Source organism: Ruegeria sp. BF10, assembly GCF_056538725.1.
The window spans coordinates 1,441,933-1,468,247 of sequence record NZ_JBQFTR010000001.1 but is presented as its reverse complement, the minus strand read 5'-3'; the positions used below and the strand labels follow the sequence as shown (position 1 = coordinate 1,468,247).

The following is a 26,315-nucleotide window of genomic DNA, read 5'->3' as shown; positions in this document are numbered from 1 at the left end:
ACCCCTTTCCATAACAAGCTGGAGAGGAGAAGACAGCCATGTTCCGTCGTACATTCATGGGCGCAGCCGCCGCACTTGCATTCGCCATGCCGCTCAAGGCTCAGGCCGCTGATATCGTCGACACCGCCGTTGCCGCCGGGTCGTTCAACACTTTGGTTGCCGCCGTTCAGGCCGCAGGTTTGGTTGATACACTGAAAGGGGAAGGTCCGTTCACCGTATTTGCACCCACGGACGAAGCCTTTGCCGCGCTTCCTGAAGGCACTGTCGAGACGCTTTTGAAACCCGAAAACAAGGATCAACTGGTCGCCATCCTGACCTATCACGTGGTTCCGGCCAAGGTTATGTCCGGTGATATCGCAGGCAAACGCGCCAAGGTTCTGACCGTTCAGGGCGATCGATTGAGCGTCAATGCCAAAAACGGCGTGAAAGTGAACGACGCCAAAGTCGTGCAGGCAGACATTGAAGCCAGCAATGGAGTGATCCACGTCGTCGACGCGGTGATCCTGCCGGAATAAACGCCGGGTTCCGAAAACAACAAAGCCCCGGCGATCGACCGGGGCTTTGGCTTGTCAGAAGGGGGGATCAGACCAGACGAACCTGTGTTCCGACCTTGACCAGCGGATACAGTTCTTCGACATGCTGGTTGTACAGGCCGATGCAACCTGATGAGCTTTGGCGACCGATCTTTCGCGTGTCGTGCGTTCCGTGAACCAGATATGCAGGCCAACCCAGATACATGGCGCGGGTTCCCAGCGGGTTGCCTGGGTCGCCACCTTCCATCCGAAGCGGCAGCGAAGGGTCCCGTTCGCGCATCGAGGCCGTGGGGGTCCAACTTGGGAATTCGGTTTTGCGCACGACTTTCGTGTACCCGCGTTTGGTAAGCTCTTCGCTCATGGGTACGGAGCTTGGGTACAGTTTGTAGGTGCCGTCAGGCCCCCAGTAATGGACGGCGCGGCTGGTGATATCGGCCAACAGGCACCCGACGCCCAATTCATCGAAATGGTCCTGCCAGTTCTGCTGCGAGAAGGACGATATGTTGCGCCGGACCGGCAATTGCGTACTGATCGCGTCTTCCGTTTCCGGGAAAGCATCCGTGCTTTGCGCCCGAACAAGGGAAGGTGTTGCCACCAAAGAGGCCACGCCCAGCAAGGCAGAGCGACGGGTCATACGGGATTGGGACAAGTTTGCCTCCGATAAGTTCACTGCTCGGTAATCTGTTGGCGCCAAAATATGGGCATTGGTTGGTTTTTTCCAGAGTGAACCACTTGAATTTCCTGTGACCGGGCGGACGACAGCAGGTTTTTCGGCGGAAAGATGCAAAAAGCCCAGCCGTTGAACGGGCCGGGCTTCAAGCGTCAGGAAACTGTGGGATCAGTCCATGGCCTTGAAGTTGAACTCGCCACCTTCCTTGATGCCCGACGGCCAGCGTGCGGTCACGGTTTTGGTGCGGGTGTAGAACTTGAAGCTGTCCGGGCCGTGCTGATTCAGGTCTCCGAACATGGATTTCTTCCAACCGCCAAAGGTGTGATAGGCCAGCGGAACCGGGATCGGAACGTTGATGCCCACCATGCCGATATTGACCCGGCTGGCAAAGTCACGTGCGGTGTCGCCGTCACGGGTAAAGATCGCGGTGCCGTTGCCGTATTCGTGATCCATCGCCAGTTTCAGCGCTTCTTCGTACGAACCCGCGCGCACGGTGGACAGAACCGGGCCAAAGATTTCCTGTTTGTAGATGTCCATCTCGGGGGTCACGTTGTCGAACAGGTGCGGGCCGACAAAGAAGCCGTCCTCATAGCCTTGCAGGCTGAAGTCGCGGTTGTCGACAACCAGTTTCGCACCCTGTTCGACGCCTGAGTTGATCAGGCCCAGAATGCGCTGTTTCGCGGCAGCGGTCACAACCGGGCCCATGTCGACATCATCGCCGGCAGTGTAGGGACCAACCTTCAGCTTTTCGATGCGCGGCACCAGTTTTTCGATCAGTGCGTCCGCGGTCTCTTCGCCCACGGGAACAGCCACCGAAACGGCCATGCAGCGTTCGCCTGCCGCACCGAAACCGGCACCAACCAGCGCGTCAGCGGCCTGATCCAGATCAGCGTCGGGCATGACGATCATGTGGTTCTTGGCGCCGCCGAAGCACTGGGCGCGTTTTCCGTTCGCCGTTGCGCGGCTGTAGATATACTGCGCGATCGGGGTTGAGCCGACAAAACTGACGCCCTGAATGATCTCGCTGTCGAGAATGGTATCAACCGCTTCCTTGTCGCCGTTTACGACCTGGAAAACGCCTTTGGGCAGGCCGGCTTCGACGAACAGTTCAGCCAGCATCAGGGGCACGGACGGGTCGCGTTCGGACGGTTTCAGAACAACGGCGTTACCGCAAGCCAGCGCGGGGCCAACGTGCCAGAGCGGCATCATGGCCGGAAAGTTGAACGGCATGATCGAGCCGACAACACCCAAAGGCTGACGCATGGAGTACATGTCAATTCCGGGACCCGCGCTGTCGGTAAACTCACCCTTCAGCATCTGTGGCGCACCAATGCAGTATTCGATCACTTCCAGACCACGCTGCAAATCACCCTTGGCGTCTGGAATGGTTTTGCCGTGCTCGCGGCTCAGCGCTTCGGCCAGTTTGTCCATGTCGCGGTTCATCAGGCCGACCATGGCCATCATGACGCGCGCGCGCTTTTGCGGGTTGGTTGCGCCCCATGCGGGCTGGGCGGCGGCGGCGGCCTCGATCGCGGCGGCGGTTTCCGCCGCACTGGCCATCGGGCACTTGTATTGAACTTCGCCCGTTGCCGGGTTGTAGACGTCGTCGAAACGACCGGACGTTCCGGCGACCATTTCGCCGTTCAGGAAATGGGTCAGGTCTTGCATCAATAGCTCCTCCGATAGATTTGCGCGCAGAATAGGCTTGCAGAAATCCGGCGAACAGAGGCAATGTCTCAAAAGAGTTTTGCAAAAATGCAAAAGGGATCAAAATGACCCCAAATTGGGATGATATGCGGGTTTTCCTGGCTGTCGCGCGCGAGGAAAGCCTGTCTTCCGCTGGTCGCATCCTGAAGATCGACCCTGCCACCGTCGGTCGGCGCATTGCGCGCCTGGAGGCGACGCTGGATTCCACATTGTTCACCAAGTCGCAGCAAGGCTATGTTCTGACCCCGGCGGGACAGCGGCTGTTGGAACACGGGCTGCACGCAGAAGAAGCGATGCGCGCGGCGGCCGGGGCGGTAACAGGACCGACGAAAACCCTGAGCGGGCAAATCAGGATTGGTGCGCCGGACGGCAGTGCCAACTATCTGCTGCCGCAGGTGTGTGCCAAAATCAGCGACGCAAACCCTGATCTGGACATCCAGATCCTTGCGCTTCCGCGCGTGATCAACCTGTCCCGTCGCGAGGCGGATATGGCGGTTACGGTCAGTGCGCCGACCGCCGGTCAGCTGCTGGTGAAGAAAATCAGCGACTACAAGCTGCACATGGTCGCGACCGAAGAGTATCTGAAACGACATGATCCGATCCGGAGCATCGCTGACCTGAAGGGCCACAGGTTGATCGGCTATATCCCCGACATGATCTTTGACCGGGAACTGGATTACCTGAATGATATTGGCGTTGACCGTGTCGCTCTTGCATCGAATTCGGTGTCGGTTCAACTGCGGCAGGTCTGCCTGGGAACTGGCGTTTGCGTGGCGCATGATTTCACCTTGCCGTTCCACCCGGGGCTTCGGAAAATCCTGACGGATCAAGTGAGTTTGACGCGCAGCTTCTATCTGGTCCGGCATCAGGGAGACCAGCGCAACGAGCGGTTGAACCGCTTTGCTGATGCCCTGACACGCGGCATTCGCGATGAAGTGCTTCGTTTGGAAGCAGGCCCCGACGCTTGACAGGTCGCGGCAATCGCGCAACGCTTTGGAATAAGTGTTATTATTCCGGAGGTATTCTTCATGCTAGTTCAGGCCATCCTGAAGTCCAAAGCGACAGATGGTGTCGTGACCGTGGCGTCAACGGCGACAATCTCAGAGGCCTCGAAGATTCTTGCGGACAAGCGCATCGGTACGGTCGTTGTTTCCGACGACGGTGGCGAAACCGCGGCCGGCATATTGTCGGAACGTGACATCGTCCGGGAACTGGCGGCCAGCGGCAGTGGTTGTCTGAACCAACCGGTAAAGTCGTACATGACGCAGAACCTTGTCACGGCGACGCGCCAGACCACCGTGGAAGACATCATGTCCCGCATGACAGAGGGGCGCTTTCGCCACATGCCGGTGGTTGAAGATGGAAAACTCGTAGGCATTGTCACTTTGGGTGATGTGGTGAAGGCCCAGCTTGCCGAACTTGCGATGGAAAAAGATGCCCTCGAGGGCATGATAATGGGGCACTGACGCCACGGGTCGCCCAAGCAATCACTTGCACCCGCAGCAAAGTTATGTTTGCTTGCGCAGAAATTTTGTTGCGCAGGAGGGCGCGATGCGGGTTGGATTGTATCCTGGAACCTTTGATCCCATCACGATGGGGCATATCGATATCATCCGCCGGGCGGCAGCTTTGGTGGACAAACTGGTTATCGGTGTGGCCATCAACCGGGACAAGGGCCCTCTGTTCTCGCTGGAAGAGCGCGTGGCCATGATCGAGGCGGAATGCGCCCGGCTTTCAGAACAGACCGGAACCGAAATCATCGCGCATCCCTTCGAAAACCTTCTGATTGACTGTGCGCGGGATGTAGGCGCGCAAATCATCGTACGGGGCCTGCGGGCGGTCGCCGATTTCGAATACGAGTTTCAGATGGTCGGTATGAACCGGGCTCTGGACGATTCGATCGAGACCGTCTTTTTGATGGCCGAAGCGCGCCATCAGGCGATCGCGTCCAAACTGGTGAAGGAAATCGCCCGGTTGAACGGGGACGTGTCGAAATTCGTCACGCCCCGTGTCAATGATGCGCTGAAACAGCGGTTAGGCTAGGGCACCCATTGCGGCCGCCGTATCCAGCATCCGGTTCGAAAAGCCCCATTCGTTGTCATACCACGCCAGCACACGAACCAATGTGCCATCAGTGACTTTGGTTTCAGCCAGTGAAACGGTCGAGCTGTGCGGATCGTGATTGAAGTCAATGGAGACCAGAGGGCGGCTTTCCGCGGCAAGCACGCCGGGGATTTTGGCAGCCGCATCGACGAACAGCTGGTTGACCTCTTCTTCGGTCGTGGGGCGTGAAACCTCGGCCACAAGATCAACGACCGAGACATTCGGGGTTGGAACACGGATGGCCTGACCGGTCAGTTTCCCTTTGAGTTGCGGCAGCACCAGGCCCACGGCAGCGGCCGCACCGGTTGTCGTGGGGATCATCGACAGCGCCGCTGCTCGGGACAGGTAGGGATCTTTTCCAACTGTATCATGCACCGGCTGGCTGGCAGTGTAAGCGTGAACAGTGGTCATGTTGCCGTGCTTGATACCAAGGCCGGCATCCAGAGCCGCAGCAACAGGAGACAGACAGTTGGTGGTGCAGGACGCGTTTGAGACCACCAGATCCTCGGCGGTCAGTTCGCTATCGTTGACACCAAAGACGATGGTTTTCACACCGCCGTCGCCCTTTGCAGGGGCAGAGATCAGAACTTTCCGGGATCCGTTTTTGAAGTGACGTTCCGCCGCCTCGCGCGTACGAAACACACCCGTGCATTCCAGAACGACGTCAATATCTGACCAGGGCAGATCCTCGGGGTTGCGCTCGCTGCTCAGCCGAATTGGACCACGACCCACGTCCAGACCTGCATCGCTGAGCGTGACCGGGTTGGGGTAGCGGCCGTGAACGCTGTCAAATTCAAAGAGATGCGCGTTCATGTCGGGTTTGCCAAGATCGTTGATCGCGACGATCTCAACGTCCGTACGTCCGCTTTCCATCACCGCGCGCAGAACCCCGCGCCCGATCCGTCCAAATCCGTTGATCGCCAGTTTCAAGGTCATGGTCTGCTCCGTCCAAATGTCTCAGCAAGATGAGTTAGCGCTAACAAAGCCAGATCAGGCGAAATGTCAAGGAAAACCTCAGTCACCGCCAGAAAGCGAGCCAGTCCAGGAAGTCGTAAAGCTTCTTTCCGAGGAAAAGCAGATCTTCGGTGCCATACAGCGCCACATCCAGCATGATACCGCCGAGCAGAAGAAGGCCGAGCCAGATAGCGATTTGGTTGGTCATGGCTGTCCCGAACGTAAAATGCCCGCTCAGATAACCTGAGCGGGCATCAAGGTACAAGCGAAGTCCGAAGGGTCAGTTAAGGCGGCCCATCGCAACAGCAACGTCGGCCATACGGACCGAGAAGCCCCATTCATTGTCATACCAGGCCAGAACGCGGACCATGCGGTCATCGACAACGCGGGTCTGATCCGGTGCAAAGATCGAGCTTTCCTCGGTGTGGTTGAAGTCGGTCGACACCAGCGGAGCGGGCTCATATCCCAGAACGCGCTGCATCGGGCCTTTGGCGGCCTCTTCGACGATCGCGTTGATTTCCGCCGTCGAGGTGTCGCGTGAGGCACGGAACGTCAGGTCTACCGCCGAAACATTCGGGGTCGGAACGCGAATGGCGGAACCGTCCAGACGGCCTTTCAGGTTTGGCAGAACTTCACCCAGCGCCTTGGCCGCGCCGGTCGAGGTCGGGATCATCGACATTGCCGCAGCGCGGGCCCGGTAGAGGTCGCTGTGGCGACGGTCCAGCGTAGGCTGGTCGCCTGTATAGGCGTGGATGGTGGTCATGATGCCGTGTTCGATGCCGACGCCCTCGTCCAGCACCTTGGCCAGCGGGGCGAGGCAGTTGGTCGTGCACGAACCGTTCGAAACCATGTTGTCATTGGCGGCCAGCGTGTTGTGATTGACGCCGAAAACGATGGTCTTGTCCACGTTCTTGCCCGGAGCCGACAGCAGTACCTTGCCAGCACCACGTTCCAGATGTGTTTTGGCCTTCAGGCCATCGTTGAACTTGCCGGTGCATTCAAGAACGACGTCACAGCCTTCCCAGTCCAACTCGGTCATGTCGTAGGTCGAGAACATCTGCATCGGGCCGCGACCCAGATCCATGGTATTGCCGTCAATGGTGACGTCGCGCGGAAAACGCCCGTGAACACTGTCATATTTCAGCAGATGAGCCGAGGTTTCCAACGGGCCAGTTGCGTTGACTTTGATCACTTCGATGTCGTTGCGCCCGGACGCGGCGATGTGCGACAGGGTGCAGCGGCCAATACGGCCAAAACCATTGATACCGACCTTGATGGTCATATGACGTCTCCAGATGCGCTTGCTTTGAGGGCCATATAACGGCGAAAAGGGAATCTCAAAAGGGCAAAAACGGCATATTTTTAAGGTGTTAGCGCAAACCTGCGCCGGTTGCGCTAACGCTTGCGCTAGCCGTTGGATCAGGTAGGGTCCGGTTGGCGACAGCAGATTGAAGGGAAACACGATGAGTGGTCTTTTGGCCCTGTTGGATGATGTGGCGGGCATTGCCAAAGTTGCGGCGGCATCAGTGGACGATGTGGTCGCGGCGGCAGGCAAAGCGGGGGCCAAAACCGCCGGTGTGATCATCGATGACGCAGCAGTGACGCCGAAATACGTGCAAGGTTTCGCCCCGGCGCGCGAGTTGCCGATCATCTGGCGCATTGCGCGCGGGTCGATCTTCAACAAGATCATACTCTTGCTGCCCGTCGCCTTGTTGCTGGCCAATTTTGCGCCGTGGCTGATCACGCCCTTGTTGATGCTTGGCGGGTCATATTTGTGTTTCGAAGGGGCCGAGAAGATTTTTCACGTTCTGTTTCCTCATGGCAGCCATGTGATTGAGGAAGACATGAAGAACCGCGATCCGGGCCATCTGGAGGAACAAAAGGTCAAGGGCGCCATCAAAACTGATTTCATTCTGTCTGCCGAGATCATGACCATTGCATTGGCGGCAATCGAAGCCCCGAACCTGTGGATGCAGGCCGCGACGCTGGCCGTTGTCGGGATCGGCGTGACGGTGGCCGTCTATGGGTCGGTGGCGTTGATCGTGAAGATGGATGACGTGGGGCTGTTTCTGGCGAATAACGCTCCAACTCCTGTTGGTCGTGGTATGGGCCGCGGCTTGGTCAAAGCGATGCCCGGGGTGATGAAAACCCTGTCGATTGTGGGAACCGCGGCGATGCTGTGGGTCGGCGGCTCGATTGTGATCCACGGGATGGAGGTGCTTGGATTTGGCTGGTTGCAGCATCAGATCTACGACTTGGCCAAGGTGATTGCGTATTCCGCACCTGAAGGCTGGACGGCTGCGGTGAAATGGTTGTCCAAGGCGACGATGGATGGGGTTCTCGGTCTGGCCTGGGGATTGGTTTTGATCCCGGTGGCAACCCGGATCATTTCACCACTGTTAAACAAGAAGGCGATACACTGAGTTGACCCGTTATCGTCTGGCCGCAATGATTGATGGCCCTCTGGTTCGGCAAGTCGGTAAGCGCGGATCAACCGGCGGAGCTTCATTTCTATCGGCTTTGAGTGTTGCGGCCGACGAAGTCCCATTCGATGAAACTGAGCTGTATGGTTTCTTGCATTTCCGTATTGATACCGCGTTGAAGGCGCAGAAGCGTAGTAATTGGTTCGGGGGACGCTTCTACAACGCTTTGGTGGGGCAATCGGCCACCTATGTTCCGCTGTCCGGAACACATCTTCGCCAGGCGTTGTCATGCCTCGGTTTGCAAGCCCCTGAGAAAGTGGTGGTGCAAGGACGGTATGAGTTGCGTTTGGATTACGCTCTGAAAGCCTACGAAGAACTTGCACTTCGGGTTAACGCTGAACCCAATTGAAAAGGGCGGCCAGGGCCGCCCTTTGCTCGATCAGATGGGACTGATTTACTGCCCCAACAATTCCTTGACTTTGGCAACGGTTGCTTCGGCCGTGATGCCGAAATGCTTGTACAGCTCACCGGCAGGGGCCGAGGCGCCAAAGCTGGACATGCCGATAAAGCCTGCCTTGGCTTCGCGACCACGCTCGCCCAACAGCCAGCGATCCCAGCCACCGGCGCGCACGGCGGCCTCGATGCCGACGCGAACCGGACCGGCGGGCAGAACGCGCTTGCGATAGGCTTCGTCCTGCTGTGCGAACAGCTCCATGCAGGGCATGGAGACGACGCGGGTGCCGATGCCTTCGGCCTCGAGCATCGCCTTGGCTTCCATTGCCAGCGAAACCTCTGAACCTGTTGCAATCAGGATCGCCTGACGCTTGCCCTCGGCCTCGGCCAGAACATAGGCGCCTTGTGCGGTCAGGTTCTTGGTCTTGTGATCCTTGCGCACGGTCGGCACGCCCTGGCGGGTCAGCGACAGCACCGAGGGGCTGTCTTTGAAGGTCAGTGCCAGTTCCCAGGCTTCGGCGGTTTCGATCGTATCGGCGGGGCGGAACACATAGGTGTTCGGCGTCGCGCGCGAGATGGCCAGGTGTTCCACCGGCTGGTGGGTTGGTCCATCCTCGCCCAGACCGATCGAATCGTGGGTCATCACGAAAACCGACGGGATCTTCATCAGTGCCGCCAGCCGCATGGATGGGCGGGCATAATCGGTGAAGGCCATGAACGTACCGCCATAGGGGCGGATGCCACCGTGCAGGGCCATACCGTTCATCGCTGCGGCCATGCCGTGCTCGCGGATACCGTAGTGAATATAGCGGCCCTTGCGGTTTTCCGGCAGGAAGACACCCATATCAGCCGACTTGGTGTTGTTCGATCCGGTCAGGTCAGCCGAACCGCCAACGGTTTCGGTCATGATCGGGTTCACGACGTTCAGAACCTTCTCAGAAGAGGCGCGGGTGGCCAGTTTCGGCTGTTCTTCGGACATCTGCTTTTTGAACGCACGAATGGCACCAGCCAATCGCTTGGGGGCCTCAAACGCATAGGCGCGGTTGAACTCGGCCTGCTTGCGCTCGGACAATTGTGCGAAACGTTCTTCCCAAGCGGCACGCTCGACTGCGCCACGTGCGCCAATGGCTTCCCAAGCGGATTTGACGTTGCCAGGAACTTCGAAAGCGCCGTGGGGCCAGCCATAGGCCTCTTTCGCGGCTTTCAGCTGATCCTGATCTGTCAGTGCGCCATGACCTTTCGAAGTGTCCTGCGCCGCATGACCCAGAGCGATATGCGTTTCACAGGCGATCATGGTTGGTTTCCTGGACTTTTTCGCCTGAACAATGGCCGCATCGATGGCTTTGGGGTCATGGCCGTCGATTTCAATCACATGCCAGCCCGAGGCCGCGAAACGGCGGACCTGATCGGTGCGATCCGCAATATCGACGGTGCCGTCGATGGTGATGTTGTTGTTGTCCCAGAAGACGATCAGTTTGCTCAGCTCGTGGCGGCCGGCCAATGTGATCGCTTCCTGACTGACGCCTTCCATCAGACAGCCGTCGCCCGCGATCACGTATGTATAGTGATCCACGACTTTCTTACCGTAATGCGCGCGCTGGATTTCCTCGGCCATGGCAAAGCCCACCGCGTTGGAAATGCCCTGACCAAGAGGCCCGGTGGTGGTTTCAACACCGTCGATCAGAAAGTTTTCGGGGTGACCCGCGGTCTTTGCGCCCAACTGGCGGAAATTCTTGATCTCGTCCAGCGTTACATCGGCGTGACCGGTGAGATAGAGCAGCGAATAGACCAGCATCGAACCATGGCCAGCCGACAGGATGAACCGGTCGCGGTCCGGCCAGTTCGGGGCCGAGGCATCAAATTTCAGGTGCTTTTCGAACAGAACGGTCGCAACATCGGCCATGCCCATGGGCATTCCGGAATGGCCGGAATTTGCGGCGGCGACGGCGTCAAGGGTCAGGGTGCGGATTGCCGCAGCTTTGTCCCAGTGTTCGGGGTTGGCTTTGCGCAGCGCAGTCAGGTCCACGGGCGTTGTTCCTTTGGATAAAAAGCAGATTGCGCGCTCAATATCATTCAGCACCCAAAGTGCAAGCGGAACTGGGCCTTGATTGCACCGGGCGGGTGAAGAGTGCGGCCCAAGTGGTTGAAACCAAACAGTGGGTATTTTCTGTCGCATTCCGTTAGACTGTCAGCAGGCGGGATTCGGTTTTGATTCGGATCACTTCGCGACAGAATGAACCTTGATAAAGAGGTGACAGGGGCATGAGCCAGTTAGAGGAACTACAGCACCGCATTGTTGCGGCGATGGACCGTATCAGTGCGGGCGTCGAGGGGTTGGGCGGTGCGTCCCGGAATGCTGAGGCAAGTGAGAGGCTTCAAGCCGAACTTGAAGACGAAAGAGTCGCCAATGCACAGCTTCAGGAACGACTGAAAACCCTGAAGGAGCAGCACGAACAGCAAGTGGACGGGCTGCGTGCCGATCTGGAAGAGTTGAGGACAGCCCCAGCCGACTCTGACGAAACAGATGCGTTGCGCGCAGAGTTGGAAGAAGCCAGAGCAAAAATCACGTCTGTTGAAGCAGCCCGCGCCGAGCTGGCCGAGGCCAAGGCGGCGTTGGACAACAGTGCTGAACTGGAAGCGTTGAAGGCCGAGAACGAAAGGCTGCGTGCCGAACTTGACGGCGTCGAAGATCCTTCGGCGTTGAAGGCCGAGATTGAGCAAATGCGTGAATTGCTTGCTCAGGCAAAAGAAGTTGAGGCGGAAAACAGCCGCCTCAAGGCCGAGCTTGAAGATACCGAGCGGGTCAATGAACTGAGCGCAGAGCTTGAGATGCTGCGGGCCGAACGGGCCAGCCATGGCGCTGCAATGTCCCGGCTGGATGACGATCTGCAACGTATGCGCAAGGCGAACGAGCAGTTGCGGAATTCGGTCGAAGAATTGCGCTCTGCGGCGGCAGAAGGGCTGACGGATGCTGAATTGCTGAACCGCGCCACCGTCGCCGAGTTGGAGGCGACACGTGCCGCGCAGGCTTCGGATGCCGCCGAAGCGCAGGCCGTGTTGGCACGGTTGGAACCTCTGCTGTCGCATGCAAAACTTGTAGAAGGTGAGGTAGAGTAATGCCCGAGGTAACAATTCATATCGGCGGGCGCGGTTTTGACGTGTCCTGCCGGGACGGGGAAGAGCCCTTTCTGCACGCGGCTGCCAAAATGCTGGATGACGAAGCGCAGGTACTGTCCGATCAGATCGGGCGGATGCCGGAAGCGCGCATGTTGCTGATGGCGGGGTTGCTGCTGGCCGACAAAACGGCGGCAACGGAAGATAAGGTCAAGGCGTTAGAGGCCAAGCTGGCCGAGGCCGAGGCCGAGCTTCAATCGCTGCGAAACGCGCCTGCGCCGGAGCCCGAGCGCATTGAAGTCGCGGTCGTCCCGCCATCCGTCACGGATACGCTGGCAGAACTGGCGGCACGTGCAGAAGCGCTGGCTTCGGTGGTTGAGGAGAAAACAGCACAATGACGCACCTGCGCAATCTCTTCTGCGGTGCTCTGCTTGTTTTCCCGGCAACGGCGGCGCTCGCCGAAATCGACATTCTGTCTGTCACCTTTACCTGTGAGAACGGAGTTCCGTTGCCGGTGACCTATTTCAACGCGCCCGACGGTTCAGGCGCGGCGGCGACGATGGTGGACAACACTCTGGTTGCGATGCGCCAGGTCGAAAGCGGGTCGGGCATCCGCTATGAGTCTCTCGGAGCCGAAGGAACCTATATCCTGCGCTCAAAAGGCTGGAACGCGTCAATCAGCTATTTGGCGGCAGGCGCCGCCAATGAGCAGGTGATTTATCAGGACTGTTCCAGCCGGTAGGCCGGATTACGCGTTTGCTTCGCGGATTTTGTCGGCTGCTTCCTTGTTGTAGCCGACACCGTTTTCGTCAAACAACGTGTCCAGTTCGCCGGACAGGGTCATTTCGGTGATAATGTCGCAACCGCCTACGAATTCGCCCTTGACATACAGCTGCGGCACGGTCGGCCAGTCGGAATAATCCTTGATGCCCTGACGCACGTCTTCGTCGGCCAGTACGTTCACGTCGGTGTATTCAACACCCATGTAGTTCAGAACGCCGGCCACGCGGGACGAGAAACCACATTGTGGCATCTCCTTGGTGCCTTTCATGTACAGCACCACGTCATTGGCTTTGACGGTTTCGTCGATCTGGGTTTTCACGTCGGTCATTTTGCGTTTCCTGTTCGTTTCTCCAACGGGAGAGTCATATGTTCGCCTCGAAAGACGCCGAGAAGCTTATTCCGGCACTTTGGTGGTCAGCGCCAGCGCGTGCAACTCACCATCCGGGCCATCCATCTTGCCTTTCAGCGCGGCATAAACGGCACGCTGCTGTTGTACCCGGTTCTTTCCGCGAAAGCTCTCATCCACCACCATGGCAGACATATGAACACCATCCTGGCCGCCGACCTGAATCTCGGCATCAGGAAAGGCTTCGCGCAGCAGGTGTTCGATTTCGTGGGCACTCATCGGCATGTAGGTAACTCCAGAAGGTCTTTCCCAAGATGTAGAGCGCATGAACCGGGCGTGCAAGGGCACCGGCACATGCAATAACAACGAAACCCGCTCCGGATCACAGCGCGGGTTTCGATTGGTTTTCGTGTCGCGTTGTCAGGCCACGGCGTCGGCAAAGCTGTTGCGGTAAATCGCGGCAAGTTCATCAAGCGAGGCTTCCGAGCTGCCGATCCTGACCGTCTCGCCGGTGAAACGACCAACCGCATTCAGCGGAACACCGGCCTGACCGGCCGCAATCATCAATGCCTCGGCCTGATCGAAGTTGCAGGCAACAAGATAGCGGGCCTGATCTTCACCGAACAGGAATTCAGTCGGGGCGTCGTCCAGACATACGCCAACGCCTGCGGCTTCTGCCAGTTCGAAGGCAGCCAGAGCGATACCACCATCGCTGAGGTCGGTGCAGGCCTTGATCATCTCGCGGTTGGCGCGGATGAAATCACCGTTGCGCTTTTCGGCATCCAGATCGACATGCGGGGCGTCGCCGTCTTCGCGGTTGAACACCTCGGCCAACAGGGCGGATTGACCCAGATGACCCTTGGTTTCACCGATCACCAGCGCGACATGACCTTCGCGCACCTCATTGCCGATGACTTCGTCCGAGTGCTGCAACAGGCCGACTGCACCAATGGTGGGGGTCGGCAGAATGGCCTGTCCGTCGGTCTCATTGTACAGAGAGACGTTGCCCGACACGATCGGCATATCCAACGCGCCGACTGCGGCGCCGATGCCCTGAATGGCGCCGACAAACTGGCCCATGATCTCGGGCTTTTCGGGGTTGCCGAAGTTCAGGTTGTCCGTGGTGGCCAGCGGCTTGGCTCCGACGGCGGTGAGGTTGCGATAGGCCTCGGCCACGGCTTGTTTGCCGCCCTCAAAAGGGTTTGCGCGCACATAGCGCGGGGTCACGTCGGATGTGAAGGCAAGCACCTTGTCGGTCCCGTGGACGCGGACCATGCCCGCACCCAGACCCGGCGTGCGGACGGTATCCGCCATCACCATGGTGTCGTACTGTTCATAGACCCACTGCTTGCCTGCGTAGTTGGGCGAAGCGAGCAGGGCGCGCAGCCCGTCAATCGGGTCGATCTGAGGCACTTCGGCCAGTTCTTCTGCCTCTGGCGTAGGCTCCCATGGGCGGTCATACTCCGGCGCGGTAGAAGACAATTTGGACAGAACCAGATCGGCTTTGACTTCACCGTTATGCATGATCAGGAAGCGGTCTTCGGCAATGGTTTCGCCGACGATCGCGAAATCGAGATCCCATTTTTCGAACACGGCGCGGGCCTCGGCCTCAAGCTCGGGCTTGAGGACCATCAGCATACGCTCCTGAGATTCGGACAGCATCATTTCATAGGCTGTCATGTTTTCTTCGCGCTGTGGGACGTTTTCCAGATCAAGGCGCACGCCAAGGCCACCCTTGTCGCCCATTTCAACGGCCGAGCAGGTCAGGCCCGCCGCGCCCATGTCCTGGATCGAGATCACCGCACCGGTCTGCATCAGTTCCAGCGTCGCCTCCATCAGGCGTTTTTCGGTAAAGGGGTCGCCGACCTGAACGGTGGGACGCTTTTCTTCGATGGTGTCGTCGAACTCGGCGGATGCCATGGTTGCGCCGCCCACGCCGTCGCGACCGGTTTTTGCACCCAGGTAAACGACGGGCATACCTACGCCCGAGGCTGCCGAGTAGAAGATCTTGTCACTGTCGGCCAGACCGGCTGCAAATGCATTCACCAGGCAGTTACCGTTGTAGGCAGGGTGGAAGCGGACTTCGCCGCCGACGCAAGGCACGCCGAAGCAGTTGCCATAGCCGCCGATACCCTCGACCACGCCGTTGACCAGTTGACGGGTCTTGTGGTGGCCGGGTTCGCCAAAGGACAATGCGTTCATGGACGCGATGGGGCGTGCGCCCATGGTGAAGACGTCGCGCAGGATGCCCCCCACGCCGGTTGCCGCACCCTGATAGGGTTCGATGTAAGACGGGTGATTGTGGCTTTCCATCTTGAAGACCACAGCCTGACCGTCGCCAATATCGACCACGCCTGCGTTTTCACCGGGTCCGCAAATCACCTGAGGCCCAGAGGTGGGCAGGGTGCGCAGCCATTTCTTCGAAGATTTGTAGGAACAGTGCTCGTTCCACATGGCCGAGAAAATGCCAAGCTCGGTGAAAGTAGGTTCACGCCCGATGATCTCGAGGATCATGTCATATTCCTCGGGCTTGAGCCCATGTGCGGCAATCAGATCGGGTGTGATGGCGGGCTCTTGCATCTTCTGTCCTGTGTCCAAGTGGGCCGAGATTGCGCGCCTTGTAGGGCAAGCGCGCGCGTGTGGAAAGGGTCAAGACGGCGCAGGTTGCGTCTTTCAAAGAAAAACGGAACCGGCATCACTGCCGGTTCCGAAGGAATGCACCACGGTACTGGCGCAAAATCCAAGGCGTAAACCGTGACGGTTACGCTGACCCCTGGTCTTTGTTGAGTTGAGCTGCGGCTGCGGCGCCTACAGCGGCCTTCTGTTCCGGGGTAAGGTTTTCGGCCTCTTCCTGCCCCGGTATCGCCACGCGCACCTCTCGGCGGGCAAAGTCGATGCCGTTTTCCTTGAAGGCCGCCTTGACCCGGTTGAAGATCTCTTTGCGCAGGGTGAACTGCTTGCCGGGTTTGGCCATGAACTTGCCACGGATGATCATGCCGACATCGTCGAAGTCGAACACGCCCTGCGATTTGAACGGTTGCAGGAAGCCATCCTTGTGGGTTTCGTCCTCCATCATTTCGGCGCCGATCTTTTTGAAGATCTTCTTGACCTTGTTGGGGTCGGTATCGAACGGCACGGTGAACTTCAGCTTCATGATGACCCAGTCGCGGCTGAAGTTTGTCAGCTTCTGAATCTCACCATACGGGATCGTATGCACGGCACCTCGGTGGTGACGCAGCTGCATCGAGCGAACCGAGATCTTCTCGACCGTTCCCATCGTGCCGCCGACGTCGACATATTCTCCGACGCGGAAGGCATCGTCTATCAGGAAGAAAACGCCGCCCACGATGTCAGCAACCAGTTTTTGCGCACCAAAACCGATCGCCAGACCCAGAACACCGGCACCGGCCAAAAGCGGTGTGATATTGATGCCCAATGCGCCCAGCGCCAACAGGCCAAAAATCACGGCAATCGTGATCTGGGCCGTGATCCGCATCAGGGGCAGAACCGTCGCCAGACGAGAACCGCCGGCTCCGCCGCCTTCACCGCCTGCTTCTTCGTCCAGCGCCTCGGCCGCAGTCTGTTCCCTGGCCAATCGGCGGTTGATCCACAGCGAGACGACCTCGTTCAGGATATAGCCAACGGCGATGATCAGCAGGAATTCGATCACGGCACCGCCAACTTCGGCACTGACACCGGCCGACGCGACATTGCGCAGGTCAAGGTGCCACGCGCGTGCAATCATGAAGAGCACGACCAAGCCCGCAATAACGCGACCAATCCGGATATAGCTGCGTTTCGCGGAACGGTAGGCGCGTTCGGCAAGAGGGCCTTCGCCCGACATGGGCGGTTGCAAATGTCGCACGAGACCACGGATCAGCGTATCCAGCGCAGGGGCAATCAACAACCAGAACATCGTCGTGAAATGCGCGCCGCCGGTCAGCAATCTCAATGTCGCTGGATCACGCTGTGCGACCAGAAATTCGACCAGCAGCCAGATTGCCACCGAAACGCCGATGGCAAAATAGGGGTAATAGTGCGCAACTTCTTCATCGAATTTCGTGTGATCCGGGTCCGTCCCCAGCATCATCTGCGACAGACCTTCACGCGCGGTCCAGGCGATTACGGCGATATAGACGTGAATTGCCGCGTTCAGCCAGAAGCCAATGCGGGTATCGTCACCCGTGATGCCATTGAGCGCGTTGAACCGAACGACGAACAGCGTGAATCCGATCAGGATCAACAATCCGATCAGGTTGCGATGCAGGTACTTGGCCCAGTGGTCGTCGATATTGACCAACCGGAATTGCGGCTTCTCCGGCGCCAGAACAAACCGTGACGCAGCCGCGCCCAAACGCGGCACCCAGATAAGATAGAATACAAACGGTGCAGCATAGGTGATCTGTTCCGTCGTCAGAAGACCGCGGCCAACCGCGCGGATCACGACATAGAATACGATCAGACCGGCGATTTCGCGGCAGAACCGGCGAAACAGGTAACTGACGGCGCCCCAAAGGTCGGCCTCGCCCGCCGCTTCGGTTGCTTCATGCCAGCGACGGGTCAGGAAGATGAACAGCTTTTCCGCTATGAACCCGACGACAAGCACTGAGAGGACAAGCCCAAACAGAGTAAAGACACCAGTCGTTCCGAACGTATCGCTAAAATTGCTGAACGCGGTTATCTGTGCCGTGATGATGTTGGGAGCGGTGGTCAGAACATGAGTCCAGGACGTGACCATGGCTGCCCAGATATCGCTTATCTCAGTCAACGGGTCTTCTACGTTCGCTTTCTCGGCAGCTTGTTTTTCCGCCACGGCATCAAGGCGTTCCAATAGAATGGCGCGAACCTGGTCATCGGACATGCGCGCGACCAGATCGTCGACCTGTTCGGGTGTCAGGTCTTCCGGAATGGTCACAGTAGAAGTTGAACCGGTGTCTTGTGCGTATAGCGGCACCGCCAAGAATACTGCGGAGATGATCGCCAGAACGAGGCGGGGTAGGTGGAACATGTATTTTCCCTCAAACACGAATTTGTATCGTTTTTTGGGGATCATATTCCTATGCGTGTATTTTTCCCAGAGCTTTCGCTGACTTAATGCAGGGTCCGGCCAAAAAAAAGGCCGAGCTATAAGCTCGGCCGTAGTCCAACAGGGAGGTATGAAGATGATGAGCGTTTCAGCATCACCGCCTTCGAGTGCTCATTTAGGGGTCAGTTTGTTAACGTTCAAGACAATTAACCCTGTGATCTATTCATGTCCGATATGCTGTTTGCGCATAGCTACAATTTTCCCATCTGTTTCAATTGCTTGCGCTGCGCGATGATTTCGTCTTGAACAAAGTCACGAAACGCGCCAACGCGCTTTGAGTGTCGCAATTCTTCAGGGTAGGCCAGATAGACCGGAACATCTGCGGCTTCGATGTCTGACAGAATGGGCACGAGGTGCGGAAAATCCTGTGTTACGTAATCGGGCAGAACACCGATGCCCAGATTGTGCAAAACGCCCTGAAGCACGCCAAAATAGTTGTTTACCGTCAACAAGGATGCCGGATTGTAGGTCATCAGGTGGCGCACCATGGCTGCGCCGGCCCCAACCTGCGGTGCCGCAGGGGTCTGGCAGATCAGACGGTGGTTCTTGATCTCTTCCAGGGACTGCAACATGCCGCCGTGGCTTTCGATATAGTCCTGGGTTGCATATAGTACCATCTGAACTGTCATCAGGCGCTTGCGCACCAGGTCGGCCTGGCTGGGCTCTTTCATGCGGATGGCGACGTCCGCTTCGCGCATCGGAAGATCCAGAACGCGTTCTTCAAGCATCAGGTCGATGTTCAGATCAGGGTATTGCTCGTACAGTTTGGGCAAACGCGGTGCCAGCCAGAGTGTGCCAAAGCCGAAGGTCGTCGTGACCCGCAAAACGCCAAAGACTTCTTCCTCGCTGTCCCGAATGCGCGCCGCTGCTGCATCCAGCCGTTTCGACATGGCGGATGTGGCGTCGAACAACAACTCGCCCTGTTCGGTGAGAATCAGCCCCCGTGCATGGCGGTGGAACAGTGTGGCATCCAGAGACTCTTCCAATGCGCGGATCTGTCGGCTTACGGCGGATTGAGACAGATTAAGCTTGTCTCCGGCGTGCGTGAGGCTGCCGGCATCCGCCACCGCGTGAAATATTCTAAGCTTGTCCCAATCCATCGCCGCAACTTTCGTTATCTTTCAGAAGCCCTATATGAAATAGGTAACAAGTTCTACATTCAAAGGACGAAATCGTTACATATCAGTGGATAAATTCTATACAGGTCAGAAATTATGACCTAAAATGAACCCAAGTAAAGCACACTGATCTGACGAGGGGAGACGTCTGATGAGCCAGCCACAGATAACGCTGAACGACCGGTTCGATCTTGAAAAAAGCCCGGTTCTTCTGAACGGAACACAGGCGCTTGTGCGCTTGATGCTGATGCAAAAGGCCAGAGACCGGCAAGCGGGTCTCAACACCGCTGGATTGGTCACTGGATACCGCGGGTCTCCTTTGGGGGCCGTAGATCAGCAAATGATGCGGGCCCAGAAGCCGCTGGCCGAAAGCGATGTCACGTTTCAGTTCGGTTTGAACGAAGACCTGGCAGCCACCGCGCTTTGGGGTAGCCAGCAGGCGGGGCTGCGCGGCGACGGCAAATTCGATGGGGTATTCGGGCTTTGGTATGGCAAGGGTCCGGGCGTCGACAGGTCCGGTGACGTCATGCGCCACGCAAACATGGCGGGTACGGCCAAACATGGCGGTGTGCTCATGGCGATGGGGGATGACCATACCGGCGAAAGCTCGACGGTGCTGCATCAATCCGAATGGTCGCTGGTCGACATGTATATGCCGATCGTCAGCCCTGCCGGCGTTCAGGAAATCCTCGACTATGGCATTTATGGATTTGCACTCAGCCGATTCGCAGGTGTCTGGGTTGGCTTGAAGACGATGAAGGACACGATCGAAGTCACCTCGGTCGTGGATGGCAGTCCGGACCGGATGCAGGTGGTCATCCCTGAATTCGATATGCCGGATGGCGGATTGAACATCCGGTTGGGGGACACGCCGCACATGCAGGAAACGCGTGTCATCGACTACAAGAGGTTCGCGGCCGAGACGTTTTCGCACGCCAACAAGCTGGACAGGCGGATGTGGGGCAAATCCGGCGCCAAGATCGGCTTTGTCGCGGCTGGCAAGAACTGGCTGGACCTGACACATGCGCTTTCGCTTCTGAATATCGATGAAGCCGAGGCCGAGCGTCTGGGCATTACCACCTACAAGGTGGGGCAGACCTTCCCGCTGGATATGGCCGGATTCCACGACTGGGCCGAGGGGCTGGATCTGATCGTGATCGTCGAGGAAAAGCGCAAGCTGATCGAGGTTCAGGTCAAGGAGGCCATCTTTGACGACCGGCGCGGACGCCGGGTCTATGGCTGGTACAAAGGCGGGGCCGGGGCGTTGCACCGGGAAGAACTGTTCCCGACGCGCGGTGCGCTTGACCCGATCATGATCGCTGAAAAGCTGGGCGAAATCCTGATTGAAGAGGGTCGAGAGACCGATGGTATCCGGGCCGGGCTGGCATCTTTGTCAGAAGCGCGCCGGGCTGACAACGCGCAGGAAATTGCGACACGGCTTCCGTATTTCTGTTCCGGCTGTCCGCACAACAGCTCGACCAAGGTACCGGAAGGCAGCCGCGCCTATGCCGGCATCGGCTGTCACTACATGGTACAATGGATGGATCGCGAGACGACCGGATTCACGCAAATGGGTGGGGAAGGCGCCAACTGGATCGGCGAGGCGCCGTTTTCGACGACCAAGCACGTGTTCCAGAACCTTGGCGATGGCACGTACAACCACTCGGGCGTTCAGGCGATCCGGGCTGCGTTGTCCGCAGGAACGAACATCACCTTCAAGATCCTGTTCAACGACGCGGTTGCCATGACCGGCGGGCAGGAGAATGAAGGCGGCCTGACGGCCGAACGGATCGTTGCCGAGGTCAAGGCAATGGGTGTCCGAGAAGTGGCCCTGGTTTATGACGAAAAGGAAGACGTCAACTTCAAGGCTCTGCCCGACAGCGTCCAGACATGCGAGCGTGCCGACCTCATGCAGGTGCAGGAGAAGTTTCGCGAGATCGAGGGCGTATCGGTCATCGTTTATGTTCAAACCTGCGCCGCCGAAAAGCGCCGCCGACGCAAGCGCGGTACATTCCCCGATCCCGACAAGCGGGTGTTCATCAACACCGATGTATGTGAAGGCTGTGGCGATTGCGGTGTACAGTCAAACTGCGTGTCGATCGTTCCCAAACAGACTGAGCTGGGCCGCAAGCGGGCCATTGATCAATCGAGCTGCAACAAGGATTTCTCGTGTCTGAACGGTTTCTGTCCTTCGTTTGTAACGCTTGAGGGCGCGAAAATTCGCAAAGAGGCGACGACCGAAATTGATCTGCCGGATTTGCCGATGCCGGATCTGCCGAAGATCACCGGTACGCACAACGTCGTGATTACCGGCGTTGGCGGTACGGGGGTCGTCACCATCGGCGCGATCCTTGCGCAGGCGGCGCAGATCGACGGAAAAGGCGCGGGCATGATGGAGATGGCGGGCCTGGCGCAGAAAGGCGGCGCAGTCCACATCCACTGTAGATTGGCCAACCGCCCCGAGGACATCAGCGCGATACGCGTCGCCACAGGCGAGGCCCATGCGCTGATCGGCGGTGATCTGGTGGTCTCGGCCGGCGCCAAGACGTTGGGCCTGACGCGCACCGGACGTACGGGGGCCGTCGTGAACAGCCACGAAACGGTGACGGGCGATTTCACGCGTGATACCGAGTTCCGCATTCCGGTGGATCAGCTGGAACTGGCCCTGCAAGCGCGGCTGAAAGAAGATGTTTCGCTGTTTGATGCGACCGAACTGGCGCGCGCGGTGATGGGGGATTCAATCTATTCCAACATGATGATCTTCGGCGCGACCTGGCAGCGCGGACTGTTGCCGGTCAGCCATCAGGCGATATTCGAGGCCATCGAGTTGAACGGCGCAGCGGTCGAACGCAACAAGCGCGCGTTTGATGTCGGCCGTTGGGCGGTTCTGCATCCAGACGAAGTACAATCCATCCTTTCGCCAACCGTGGCCGAGATGCCCAAGACGCTGGACCAGATCATCGCGTTTCGTGCGCAGCACCTGACGGACTATCAAGGTGCACGGCTGGCCAGGCGGTACCGCAAGCTGGTGGACAGTGTAGAGGACGCGGATGTGTGCGAAGCGGTGGCAAAAGGCTATCACAAACTGTTGTCGTACAAGGACGAATACGAAGTTGCGCGCCTTCTTCTGACCAGTCGGGAAAAAGCGGCGGCCGAGTTTGATGGTGACTTCAAGATGACCTTTCACCTTGCCCCGCCGATATTCGGCGGATCGGGCAGCAATGGCAGGCCGAAAAAGCGTGCCTTCAGCGAATCCATCATGACTGCGTTGAAACTGTTGACCAAACTCAAGGCATTGCGCGGCACACCACTTGACCTTTTCGGGTATTCATCCGAACGCAAGATGGAGCGCGCCCTGATCCGACAGTATGAAAAGGATATGCGCGAGGTTCTGCCCCTTGTGTCGCAGGGCACCCGTGATGCGATTGCCGCCCTGGCCCGCTTGCCGCTGGATATCCGCGGATTTGGGCCGGTTCTGCGGGAAAACGAGGCCAAGGCTGCCAAACGGCGAGAGGAGCTGCTGGCGGTCATCCGCAGCGGTGGGCCTGAATTGCAAGCCGCGGCAGAGTAATTCGTCACAAGGGTGTCACGATAGCTGGTCAAACCTGTTGCTTGCATTTATTTTGCGCGCAGCAAAACGGAGCCCTACATGTCTTCTCGCCGTCATGTCGTTCGTGACATCTCGTATGCGCATTCCGCCGAAACCAAGGGGGGTCGGCTGGTCATCAGGCTGATGGAGAACACCACAGGACGGTTGCGTCTGATCAAACGGGCGGACGGCTACGAACAAGAAGTTGCAAAGGGTCGGGATTTCTGGTCGGTCATGGTCGATCGCTATGGATTGACATTGGATGTCGTTGGTGGCGCACTGGAGAATATCCCCAAAGAGGGTCCGCTTATCCTGATTGCAAACCATCCGTATGGAATTCTGGATGGGCTGATGATGGGGCATATATTGTCGCAGACCCGTGGTGATTTCCGGATTCTCGCAAATCGCGTTTTCCGCAAGGCCGAAGACCTGAACCGTATCGTTTTGCCTGTTTCGTTTGATGAAACCAAAGAAGCGGTGAAACTGAATCTGGATACGCGGAAAACCGCATTGAATTACCTCGGCGATGGCGGCGCGATCGGGATTTTCCCTGGGGGTACGGTCAGCACCGGCGTCAATCCGTTCGCGCATCCCATGGATCCGGGGTGGCGCGGTTTCACGGCCCGCATGGTGGCGAAATCCAATGCCACCGTCGTTCCGGTGTTCTTCGACGGGCACACGTCACGTTTGTTTCAGATAGCAAGCCATATGCACAACACCCTGCGCATGGGCTTGCTGATCAAGGAGTTCAAAAAGCGTGTCGATACCCCGGTCAAAGTGGTGATTGGCACGCCTATCGGGCGCGACATTCTGGATCCGCTGGGCAAGGATACGCGCAAGATGATGGATTTCCTGCGCAAAGCGACGTATGAGCTGTCTCCGACACCGCTGAAGTCATATGACTATGGCTATGAATTTGAGGAACGGCATCGCGCCTGAAGGGGCTAATGGCAGTAGGTATCTTTGATTCCGGATTGGGCGGTCTGACCGTCCTGAGCGCCGCGCAGACACGTCTGCCTGACGTTGATTTCCTGTATTACGCGGACAGCGCGCATGCCCCGTACGGTGTGCGCGATGCCGAGGACATCTATCAGCTGACCCGAAAGGCCGTGCAGGACCTTTGGGATCGCGGCTGCAATCTGGTGATTCTGGCTTGCAACACCGCCAGCGCGGCGGCGCTGCGTCGGATGCAGGAAGAAGGCGTGCCCGACGGCAAAAGGGTTCTTGGTGTCTTTGTCCCATTGATCGAAGCCCTGACCGAACGGCAATGGGGCGACAACTCCCCACCACGCGAAGTGGCGGTCAAGCATGTTGCCTTGTTCGCCACGCCCGCCACTGTGTCCAGCCGTGCCTTTCAGCGCGAGCTGGCGTTCCGGGCAATTGGCGTGGATGTCGAGGCGCAGGCATGTGGTGGCGTCGTGGATGCCATCGAAGACGGTGACATGATCCTTGCCGAGGCGTTGGTGCGCAGCCATGTGGAAGCCCTCAAGCGCAAGATGCCCGAACCGCAGGCGGCCATTCTGGGCTGTACGCATTACCCGCTCATGGCCGAAGCATTTCAGGCGGCATTGGGACCTGATGTGCAGGTCTACAGCCAGGGAGAGCTGGTTGCTGAAAGCCTTGCGGATTACCTGCATCGCCACCCCAACATGCTGGGTACCGGCCCGGGAGGCTTCCTGACGACGGGGAAACCCAATGTGGTGAGCGATCGGGCGACCCAGTTCCTCCGACGACAAATCACATTCGAAGCCGCCTGACTTAGGTCAAGGACGCGGCCGTTCTGCTTTCATTATTCCAAGACCGTCGCATCGGCGGTCGTAACATGTGACACACGTTGAGAAGAGGTCTGACATGACCCATAAAATCGCAATTCTGGGCGCCTCGGGCTATACCGGTGCGGAACTGGTGCGGCTGATCGCCGAACACCCGAACATGGAAATCGTCGCGCTGGCCGCCGAACGCAAGGCGGGGATGACCATGGCGCAGGTTTTCCCCCATCTGCGCCACATGGACCTGCCGGATCTGTGCAAGATTTCCGAGATTGATTTTTCCCGGGTCGATCTGTGTTTTTGTGCCCTTCCGCACAAGACCAGCCAGGAAGTGATCAGTGCGCTGCCCAAGGATCTGAAGATCATCGACCTGTCTGCTGACTTCCGGCTGACTGACCCGGACGAATATGAAAAGTGGTACGGAAACCCGCATACCGCGCTCGCGCAGCAGGAAGAGGCCGTTTATGGCCTGACCGAGTTCTACCGCGACGAAATCCGGGACGCGCGGCTGGTGGCGGGCACAGGGTGCAACGCGGCAACCGGTCAATACGTTCTGCGGCCGCTTGTTTCTGCCGGGGTGATTGATCTGGACGATATCGTGCTGGATCTGAAATGCGCTGTTTCCGGGGCAGGGCGGTCGCTGAAGGAAAACCTGCTGCATGCCGAACTGAGTGAGGGCACCAACGCCTATGCCGTCGGCGGGACCCACAGGCATCTGGGTGAGTTCGATCAGGAGTTTTCCAAACTGGCCGGGCGTACGGTTCATGTGCAGTTCACCCCGCACCTGATCCCTGCAAACCGGGGCATTCTGGCCACGACCTACGTAAAAGGTGACCCGCTGAGCATCTATGAAACGCTTGCAAAAGCTTATGCGGATGAGCCTTTCATTCAGATGCTGCCGATGGGCGAGACACCGTCGACCCACCATGTGCGCGGGTCCAACTTCTGTCATATCGGTGTTGTGGCAGATCGGATCGAACGGCGCGCGATCGTGATCGCGGCGCTGGATAACCTGACAAAAGGTAGCAGCGGCCAAGCCTTGCAGAACGCCAACCTGATGTTAGGTGAGATTGAAACCCGGGGCCTGATGATGGCACCGTTATTCCCGTGAGGATGGTATGAAAACGCTCAAGAAACGTCGCCGAGTACAAGTCATTCTGGTAGCTATCGTTGCCTTGGTGGCATCGACGGCGTTGATTGGCTATGCCATGCGCGACGGGATCAACTTTTTCCGCTCGCCAAGCCAGGTTATTGCCGAACCGCCCAAGCCGACCGAGGTTTTTCGGATTGGCGGCTTGGTCGAAGAAGGTTCGATCATCCGTGGGCAGGGCGAAACCGTACATTTTGTCGTCACCGACGGCGGCGAAAGCGTCAAGGTTTCTTTCACCGGGGTTCTGCCTGATCTGTTTTCGGAAAATCAGGGCATGGTCGGCACCGGGCGTTACGTGAACGGTGTGTTTGAAGCCACTGAAATTCTTGCCAAACATGATGAAACCTATATGCCGAAGGAAGTCGTGGACGCGTTGAAAGAGCAGGGCGTCTACAAAGAGGCTGAAGAAAGCTGACCTGACCAATATCCATGTTGAGGGCGTTGCGCGCGGGATGCGGGCAGCGCCCTTGGTCGTTCAGGCTTGTTAATTCTTTTTCGGGATCGTCAGTGCCATTCA

The 26,315-nt window shown here is 58.2% G+C and carries 25 protein-coding genes; 14 read left to right on the top strand and 11 right to left on the bottom strand.

The window, feature by feature from the left end:
• Positions 1 to 38 precede the first annotated feature (38 nt).
• Complete coding sequence (locus tag ACR0DJ_RS07460; RefSeq protein ID WP_170344465.1) at positions 39 to 515, top strand: fasciclin domain-containing protein; 477 nt, start codon at positions 39 to 41, stop codon at positions 513 to 515.
• 67 nt (positions 516 to 582) lie between these two features.
• Here ACR0DJ_RS07460 and ACR0DJ_RS07455 read toward each other — a convergent pair whose 3' ends face one another.
• A complete protein-coding gene (locus ACR0DJ_RS07455) occupies positions 583 to 1,167 on the bottom strand; it encodes a L,D-transpeptidase (protein WP_480684774.1) in 585 nt (194 codons plus the stop codon).
• A 204-nt stretch (positions 1,168 to 1,371) separates the two neighbouring features.
• Positions 1,372 to 2,871 carry a CoA-acylating methylmalonate-semialdehyde dehydrogenase gene (locus ACR0DJ_RS07450; RefSeq protein WP_480684403.1) on the bottom strand — a complete coding sequence of 500 codons (1,500 nt, stop codon included), beginning with the start codon at positions 2,869 to 2,871 and terminating at the stop codon, positions 1,372 to 1,374.
• Between the two features lie 104 nt (positions 2,872 to 2,975).
• Here ACR0DJ_RS07450 and ACR0DJ_RS07445 point away from each other — a divergent pair, with 104 nt between their 5' ends.
• From ACR0DJ_RS07445 to coaD, 3 genes are all read left to right on the top strand, one after another.
• Positions 2,976 to 3,878 carry a LysR family transcriptional regulator gene (locus ACR0DJ_RS07445; RefSeq protein ID WP_480684402.1) on the top strand — a complete coding sequence of 301 codons (903 nt, stop codon included), beginning with the start codon at positions 2,976 to 2,978 and terminating at the stop codon, positions 3,876 to 3,878.
• A gap of 60 nt (positions 3,879 to 3,938) precedes the next feature.
• Positions 3,939 to 4,376, top strand: coding sequence for a CBS domain-containing protein (locus ACR0DJ_RS07440; protein ID WP_170344460.1), 438 nt, complete (start codon positions 3,939 to 3,941; stop codon positions 4,374 to 4,376).
• Positions 4,377 to 4,461: 85 nt separating this feature from the next.
• Positions 4,462 to 4,953, top strand: coding sequence for a pantetheine-phosphate adenylyltransferase (coaD, locus tag ACR0DJ_RS07435; RefSeq protein ID WP_257600657.1), 492 nt, complete (start codon positions 4,462 to 4,464; stop codon positions 4,951 to 4,953).
• Here coaD and gap (ACR0DJ_RS07430) read toward each other — a convergent pair.
• The 3 genes from gap (ACR0DJ_RS07430) to gap (ACR0DJ_RS07420) form a co-directional block, all read right to left on the bottom strand.
• Positions 4,945 to 5,949 (bottom strand): type I glyceraldehyde-3-phosphate dehydrogenase, encoded by a 1,005-nt coding sequence (gene gap / locus ACR0DJ_RS07430; RefSeq protein WP_170344458.1) that lies wholly within the window; start codon positions 5,947 to 5,949, stop codon positions 4,945 to 4,947. The genes coaD and gap (ACR0DJ_RS07430) overlap by 9 nt on opposite strands.
• A gap of 82 nt (positions 5,950 to 6,031) precedes the next feature.
• On the bottom strand, positions 6,032 to 6,175 hold the full coding sequence (locus tag ACR0DJ_RS07425) for a hypothetical protein (RefSeq protein WP_170344457.1): 144 nt from the start codon (positions 6,173 to 6,175) through the stop codon (positions 6,032 to 6,034).
• Positions 6,176 to 6,247: 72 nt separating this feature from the next.
• Complete coding sequence (gene gap, locus ACR0DJ_RS07420) at positions 6,248 to 7,249, bottom strand: type I glyceraldehyde-3-phosphate dehydrogenase (RefSeq protein ID WP_152457871.1); 1,002 nt, start codon at positions 7,247 to 7,249, stop codon at positions 6,248 to 6,250.
• 181 nt (positions 7,250 to 7,430) lie between these two features.
• Here gap (ACR0DJ_RS07420) and ACR0DJ_RS07415 point away from each other — a divergent pair, with 181 nt between their 5' ends.
• Both ACR0DJ_RS07415 and ACR0DJ_RS07410 read left to right on the top strand, forming a co-directional pair.
• Positions 7,431 to 8,390 (top strand): DUF808 domain-containing protein, encoded by a 960-nt coding sequence (locus ACR0DJ_RS07415; RefSeq protein ID WP_480684400.1) that lies wholly within the window; start codon positions 7,431 to 7,433, stop codon positions 8,388 to 8,390.
• 1 nt (position 8,391) lies between these two features.
• Positions 8,392 to 8,799 carry a hypothetical protein gene (locus ACR0DJ_RS07410; protein WP_480684399.1) on the top strand — a complete coding sequence of 136 codons (408 nt, stop codon included), beginning with the start codon at positions 8,392 to 8,394 and terminating at the stop codon, positions 8,797 to 8,799.
• A gap of 45 nt (positions 8,800 to 8,844) precedes the next feature.
• On the opposite strand, the gene tkt is transcribed toward ACR0DJ_RS07410, so the two are convergent.
• Complete coding sequence (tkt, locus tag ACR0DJ_RS07405; protein ID WP_480684398.1) at positions 8,845 to 10,869, bottom strand: transketolase; 2,025 nt, start codon at positions 10,867 to 10,869, stop codon at positions 8,845 to 8,847.
• Positions 10,870 to 11,105: 236 nt separating this feature from the next.
• Here tkt and ACR0DJ_RS07400 point away from each other — a divergent pair, with 236 nt between their 5' ends.
• From ACR0DJ_RS07400 to ACR0DJ_RS07390, 3 genes are read left to right on the top strand one after another with little or no spacing between them, the layout of a single operon-like run.
• Positions 11,106 to 11,960 (top strand): hypothetical protein, encoded by an 855-nt coding sequence (locus ACR0DJ_RS07400; RefSeq protein WP_480684397.1) that lies wholly within the window; start codon positions 11,106 to 11,108, stop codon positions 11,958 to 11,960.
• The gene (locus ACR0DJ_RS07395) at positions 11,960 to 12,355 is read left to right on the top strand and encodes a cell division protein ZapA (protein ID WP_117869062.1); all 396 of its coding nucleotides are present in this window, start codon (positions 11,960 to 11,962) and stop codon (positions 12,353 to 12,355) included. Before ACR0DJ_RS07400 ends, ACR0DJ_RS07395 begins: the two co-directional genes overlap by 1 nt.
• Positions 12,352 to 12,699 carry an MliC family protein gene (locus ACR0DJ_RS07390; RefSeq protein ID WP_425078206.1) on the top strand — a complete coding sequence of 116 codons (348 nt, stop codon included), beginning with the start codon at positions 12,352 to 12,354 and terminating at the stop codon, positions 12,697 to 12,699. The genes ACR0DJ_RS07395 and ACR0DJ_RS07390 overlap by 4 nt, the downstream gene beginning before the upstream one ends.
• A gap of 6 nt (positions 12,700 to 12,705) precedes the next feature.
• Here ACR0DJ_RS07390 and grxD read toward each other — a convergent pair whose 3' ends face one another.
• From grxD to ACR0DJ_RS07365, 5 genes are all read right to left on the bottom strand, one after another.
• Positions 12,706 to 13,068, bottom strand: coding sequence for a Grx4 family monothiol glutaredoxin (gene grxD / locus ACR0DJ_RS07385; protein WP_171116094.1), 363 nt, complete (start codon positions 13,066 to 13,068; stop codon positions 12,706 to 12,708).
• Between the two features lie 66 nt (positions 13,069 to 13,134).
• Positions 13,135 to 13,371 carry a BolA/IbaG family iron-sulfur metabolism protein gene (locus ACR0DJ_RS07380; RefSeq protein WP_117869058.1) on the bottom strand — a complete coding sequence of 79 codons (237 nt, stop codon included), beginning with the start codon at positions 13,369 to 13,371 and terminating at the stop codon, positions 13,135 to 13,137.
• Positions 13,372 to 13,506: 135 nt separating this feature from the next.
• Entirely contained in the window at positions 13,507 to 15,666 is a 2,160-nt protein-coding gene (purL, locus tag ACR0DJ_RS07375) for a phosphoribosylformylglycinamidine synthase subunit PurL (RefSeq protein ID WP_480684396.1), read from the bottom strand.
• A 181-nt stretch (positions 15,667 to 15,847) separates the two neighbouring features.
• Entirely contained in the window at positions 15,848 to 18,094 is a 2,247-nt protein-coding gene (locus ACR0DJ_RS07370) for a mechanosensitive ion channel family protein (RefSeq protein WP_480684395.1), read from the bottom strand.
• A gap of 269 nt (positions 18,095 to 18,363) precedes the next feature.
• Positions 18,364 to 19,272, bottom strand: coding sequence for a LysR family transcriptional regulator (locus tag ACR0DJ_RS07365; protein WP_170344440.1), 909 nt, complete (start codon positions 19,270 to 19,272; stop codon positions 18,364 to 18,366).
• A 169-nt stretch (positions 19,273 to 19,441) separates the two neighbouring features.
• Here ACR0DJ_RS07365 and ACR0DJ_RS07360 point away from each other — a divergent pair, with 169 nt between their 5' ends.
• The 5 genes from ACR0DJ_RS07360 (at position 19,442) to ccmE (ending at position 26,213) form a co-directional block, all read left to right on the top strand.
• Positions 19,442 to 22,861 (top strand): indolepyruvate ferredoxin oxidoreductase family protein, encoded by a 3,420-nt coding sequence (locus ACR0DJ_RS07360; protein WP_480684394.1) that lies wholly within the window; start codon positions 19,442 to 19,444, stop codon positions 22,859 to 22,861.
• A 78-nt stretch (positions 22,862 to 22,939) separates the two neighbouring features.
• Entirely contained in the window at positions 22,940 to 23,818 is an 879-nt protein-coding gene (locus tag ACR0DJ_RS07355; RefSeq protein ID WP_170344436.1) for a lysophospholipid acyltransferase family protein, read from the top strand.
• 8 nt (positions 23,819 to 23,826) lie between these two features.
• Positions 23,827 to 24,636 (top strand): glutamate racemase, encoded by an 810-nt coding sequence (locus tag ACR0DJ_RS07350; protein WP_170344434.1) that lies wholly within the window; start codon positions 23,827 to 23,829, stop codon positions 24,634 to 24,636.
• Positions 24,637 to 24,730: 94 nt separating this feature from the next.
• Positions 24,731 to 25,759 carry an N-acetyl-gamma-glutamyl-phosphate reductase gene (gene argC / locus ACR0DJ_RS07345; protein ID WP_480684393.1) on the top strand — a complete coding sequence of 343 codons (1,029 nt, stop codon included), beginning with the start codon at positions 24,731 to 24,733 and terminating at the stop codon, positions 25,757 to 25,759.
• 7 nt (positions 25,760 to 25,766) lie between these two features.
• Entirely contained in the window at positions 25,767 to 26,213 is a 447-nt protein-coding gene (ccmE, locus tag ACR0DJ_RS07340) for a cytochrome c maturation protein CcmE (protein WP_170344431.1), read from the top strand.
• Positions 26,214 to 26,315: the final 102 nt, after the last annotated feature.

Excerpts from the sequence above, each read along its gene's own strand:
- ACR0DJ_RS07460 (WP_170344465.1), top strand. The coding sequence starts at position 39 with ATGTTCCGTCGTACATTCATGGGCGCAGCCGCCGCACTTGCATTCGCC.
- ACR0DJ_RS07455 (WP_480684774.1), bottom strand. The coding sequence starts at position 1,167 with ATGACCCGTCGCTCTGCCTTGCTGGGCGTGGCCTCTTTGGTGGCAACA.
- ACR0DJ_RS07450 (WP_480684403.1), bottom strand. The coding sequence starts at position 2,871 with ATGCAAGACCTGACCCATTTCCTGAACGGCGAAATGGTCGCCGGAACG.
- ACR0DJ_RS07445 (WP_480684402.1), top strand. The coding sequence starts at position 2,976 with ATGACCCCAAATTGGGATGATATGCGGGTTTTCCTGGCTGTCGCGCGC.
- ACR0DJ_RS07440 (WP_170344460.1), top strand. The coding sequence starts at position 3,939 with ATGCTAGTTCAGGCCATCCTGAAGTCCAAAGCGACAGATGGTGTCGTG.
- coaD (WP_257600657.1), top strand. The coding sequence starts at position 4,462 with ATGCGGGTTGGATTGTATCCTGGAACCTTTGATCCCATCACGATGGGG.
- gap (WP_170344458.1), bottom strand. The coding sequence starts at position 5,949 with ATGACCTTGAAACTGGCGATCAACGGATTTGGACGGATCGGGCGCGGG.
- ACR0DJ_RS07425 (WP_170344457.1), bottom strand. The coding sequence starts at position 6,175 with ATGACCAACCAAATCGCTATCTGGCTCGGCCTTCTTCTGCTCGGCGGT.
- gap (WP_152457871.1), bottom strand. The coding sequence starts at position 7,249 with ATGACCATCAAGGTCGGTATCAATGGTTTTGGCCGTATTGGCCGCTGC.
- ACR0DJ_RS07415 (WP_480684400.1), top strand. The coding sequence starts at position 7,431 with ATGAGTGGTCTTTTGGCCCTGTTGGATGATGTGGCGGGCATTGCCAAA.
- ACR0DJ_RS07400 (WP_480684397.1), top strand. The coding sequence starts at position 11,106 with ATGAGCCAGTTAGAGGAACTACAGCACCGCATTGTTGCGGCGATGGAC.
- ACR0DJ_RS07395 (WP_117869062.1), top strand. The coding sequence starts at position 11,960 with ATGCCCGAGGTAACAATTCATATCGGCGGGCGCGGTTTTGACGTGTCC.
- ACR0DJ_RS07390 (WP_425078206.1), top strand. The coding sequence starts at position 12,352 with ATGACGCACCTGCGCAATCTCTTCTGCGGTGCTCTGCTTGTTTTCCCG.
- grxD (WP_171116094.1), bottom strand. The coding sequence starts at position 13,068 with ATGACCGACGTGAAAACCCAGATCGACGAAACCGTCAAAGCCAATGAC.
- ACR0DJ_RS07380 (WP_117869058.1), bottom strand. The coding sequence starts at position 13,371 with ATGCCGATGAGTGCCCACGAAATCGAACACCTGCTGCGCGAAGCCTTT.
- purL (WP_480684396.1), bottom strand. The coding sequence starts at position 15,666 with ATGCAAGAGCCCGCCATCACACCCGATCTGATTGCCGCACATGGGCTC.
- ACR0DJ_RS07370 (WP_480684395.1), bottom strand. The coding sequence starts at position 18,094 with ATGTTCCACCTACCCCGCCTCGTTCTGGCGATCATCTCCGCAGTATTC.
- ACR0DJ_RS07365 (WP_170344440.1), bottom strand. The coding sequence starts at position 19,272 with ATGGATTGGGACAAGCTTAGAATATTTCACGCGGTGGCGGATGCCGGC.
- ACR0DJ_RS07360 (WP_480684394.1), top strand. The coding sequence starts at position 19,442 with ATGAGCCAGCCACAGATAACGCTGAACGACCGGTTCGATCTTGAAAAA.
- ACR0DJ_RS07355 (WP_170344436.1), top strand. The coding sequence starts at position 22,940 with ATGTCTTCTCGCCGTCATGTCGTTCGTGACATCTCGTATGCGCATTCC.
- ACR0DJ_RS07350 (WP_170344434.1), top strand. The coding sequence starts at position 23,827 with ATGGCAGTAGGTATCTTTGATTCCGGATTGGGCGGTCTGACCGTCCTG.
- argC (WP_480684393.1), top strand. The coding sequence starts at position 24,731 with ATGACCCATAAAATCGCAATTCTGGGCGCCTCGGGCTATACCGGTGCG.
- ccmE (WP_170344431.1), top strand. The coding sequence starts at position 25,767 with ATGAAAACGCTCAAGAAACGTCGCCGAGTACAAGTCATTCTGGTAGCT.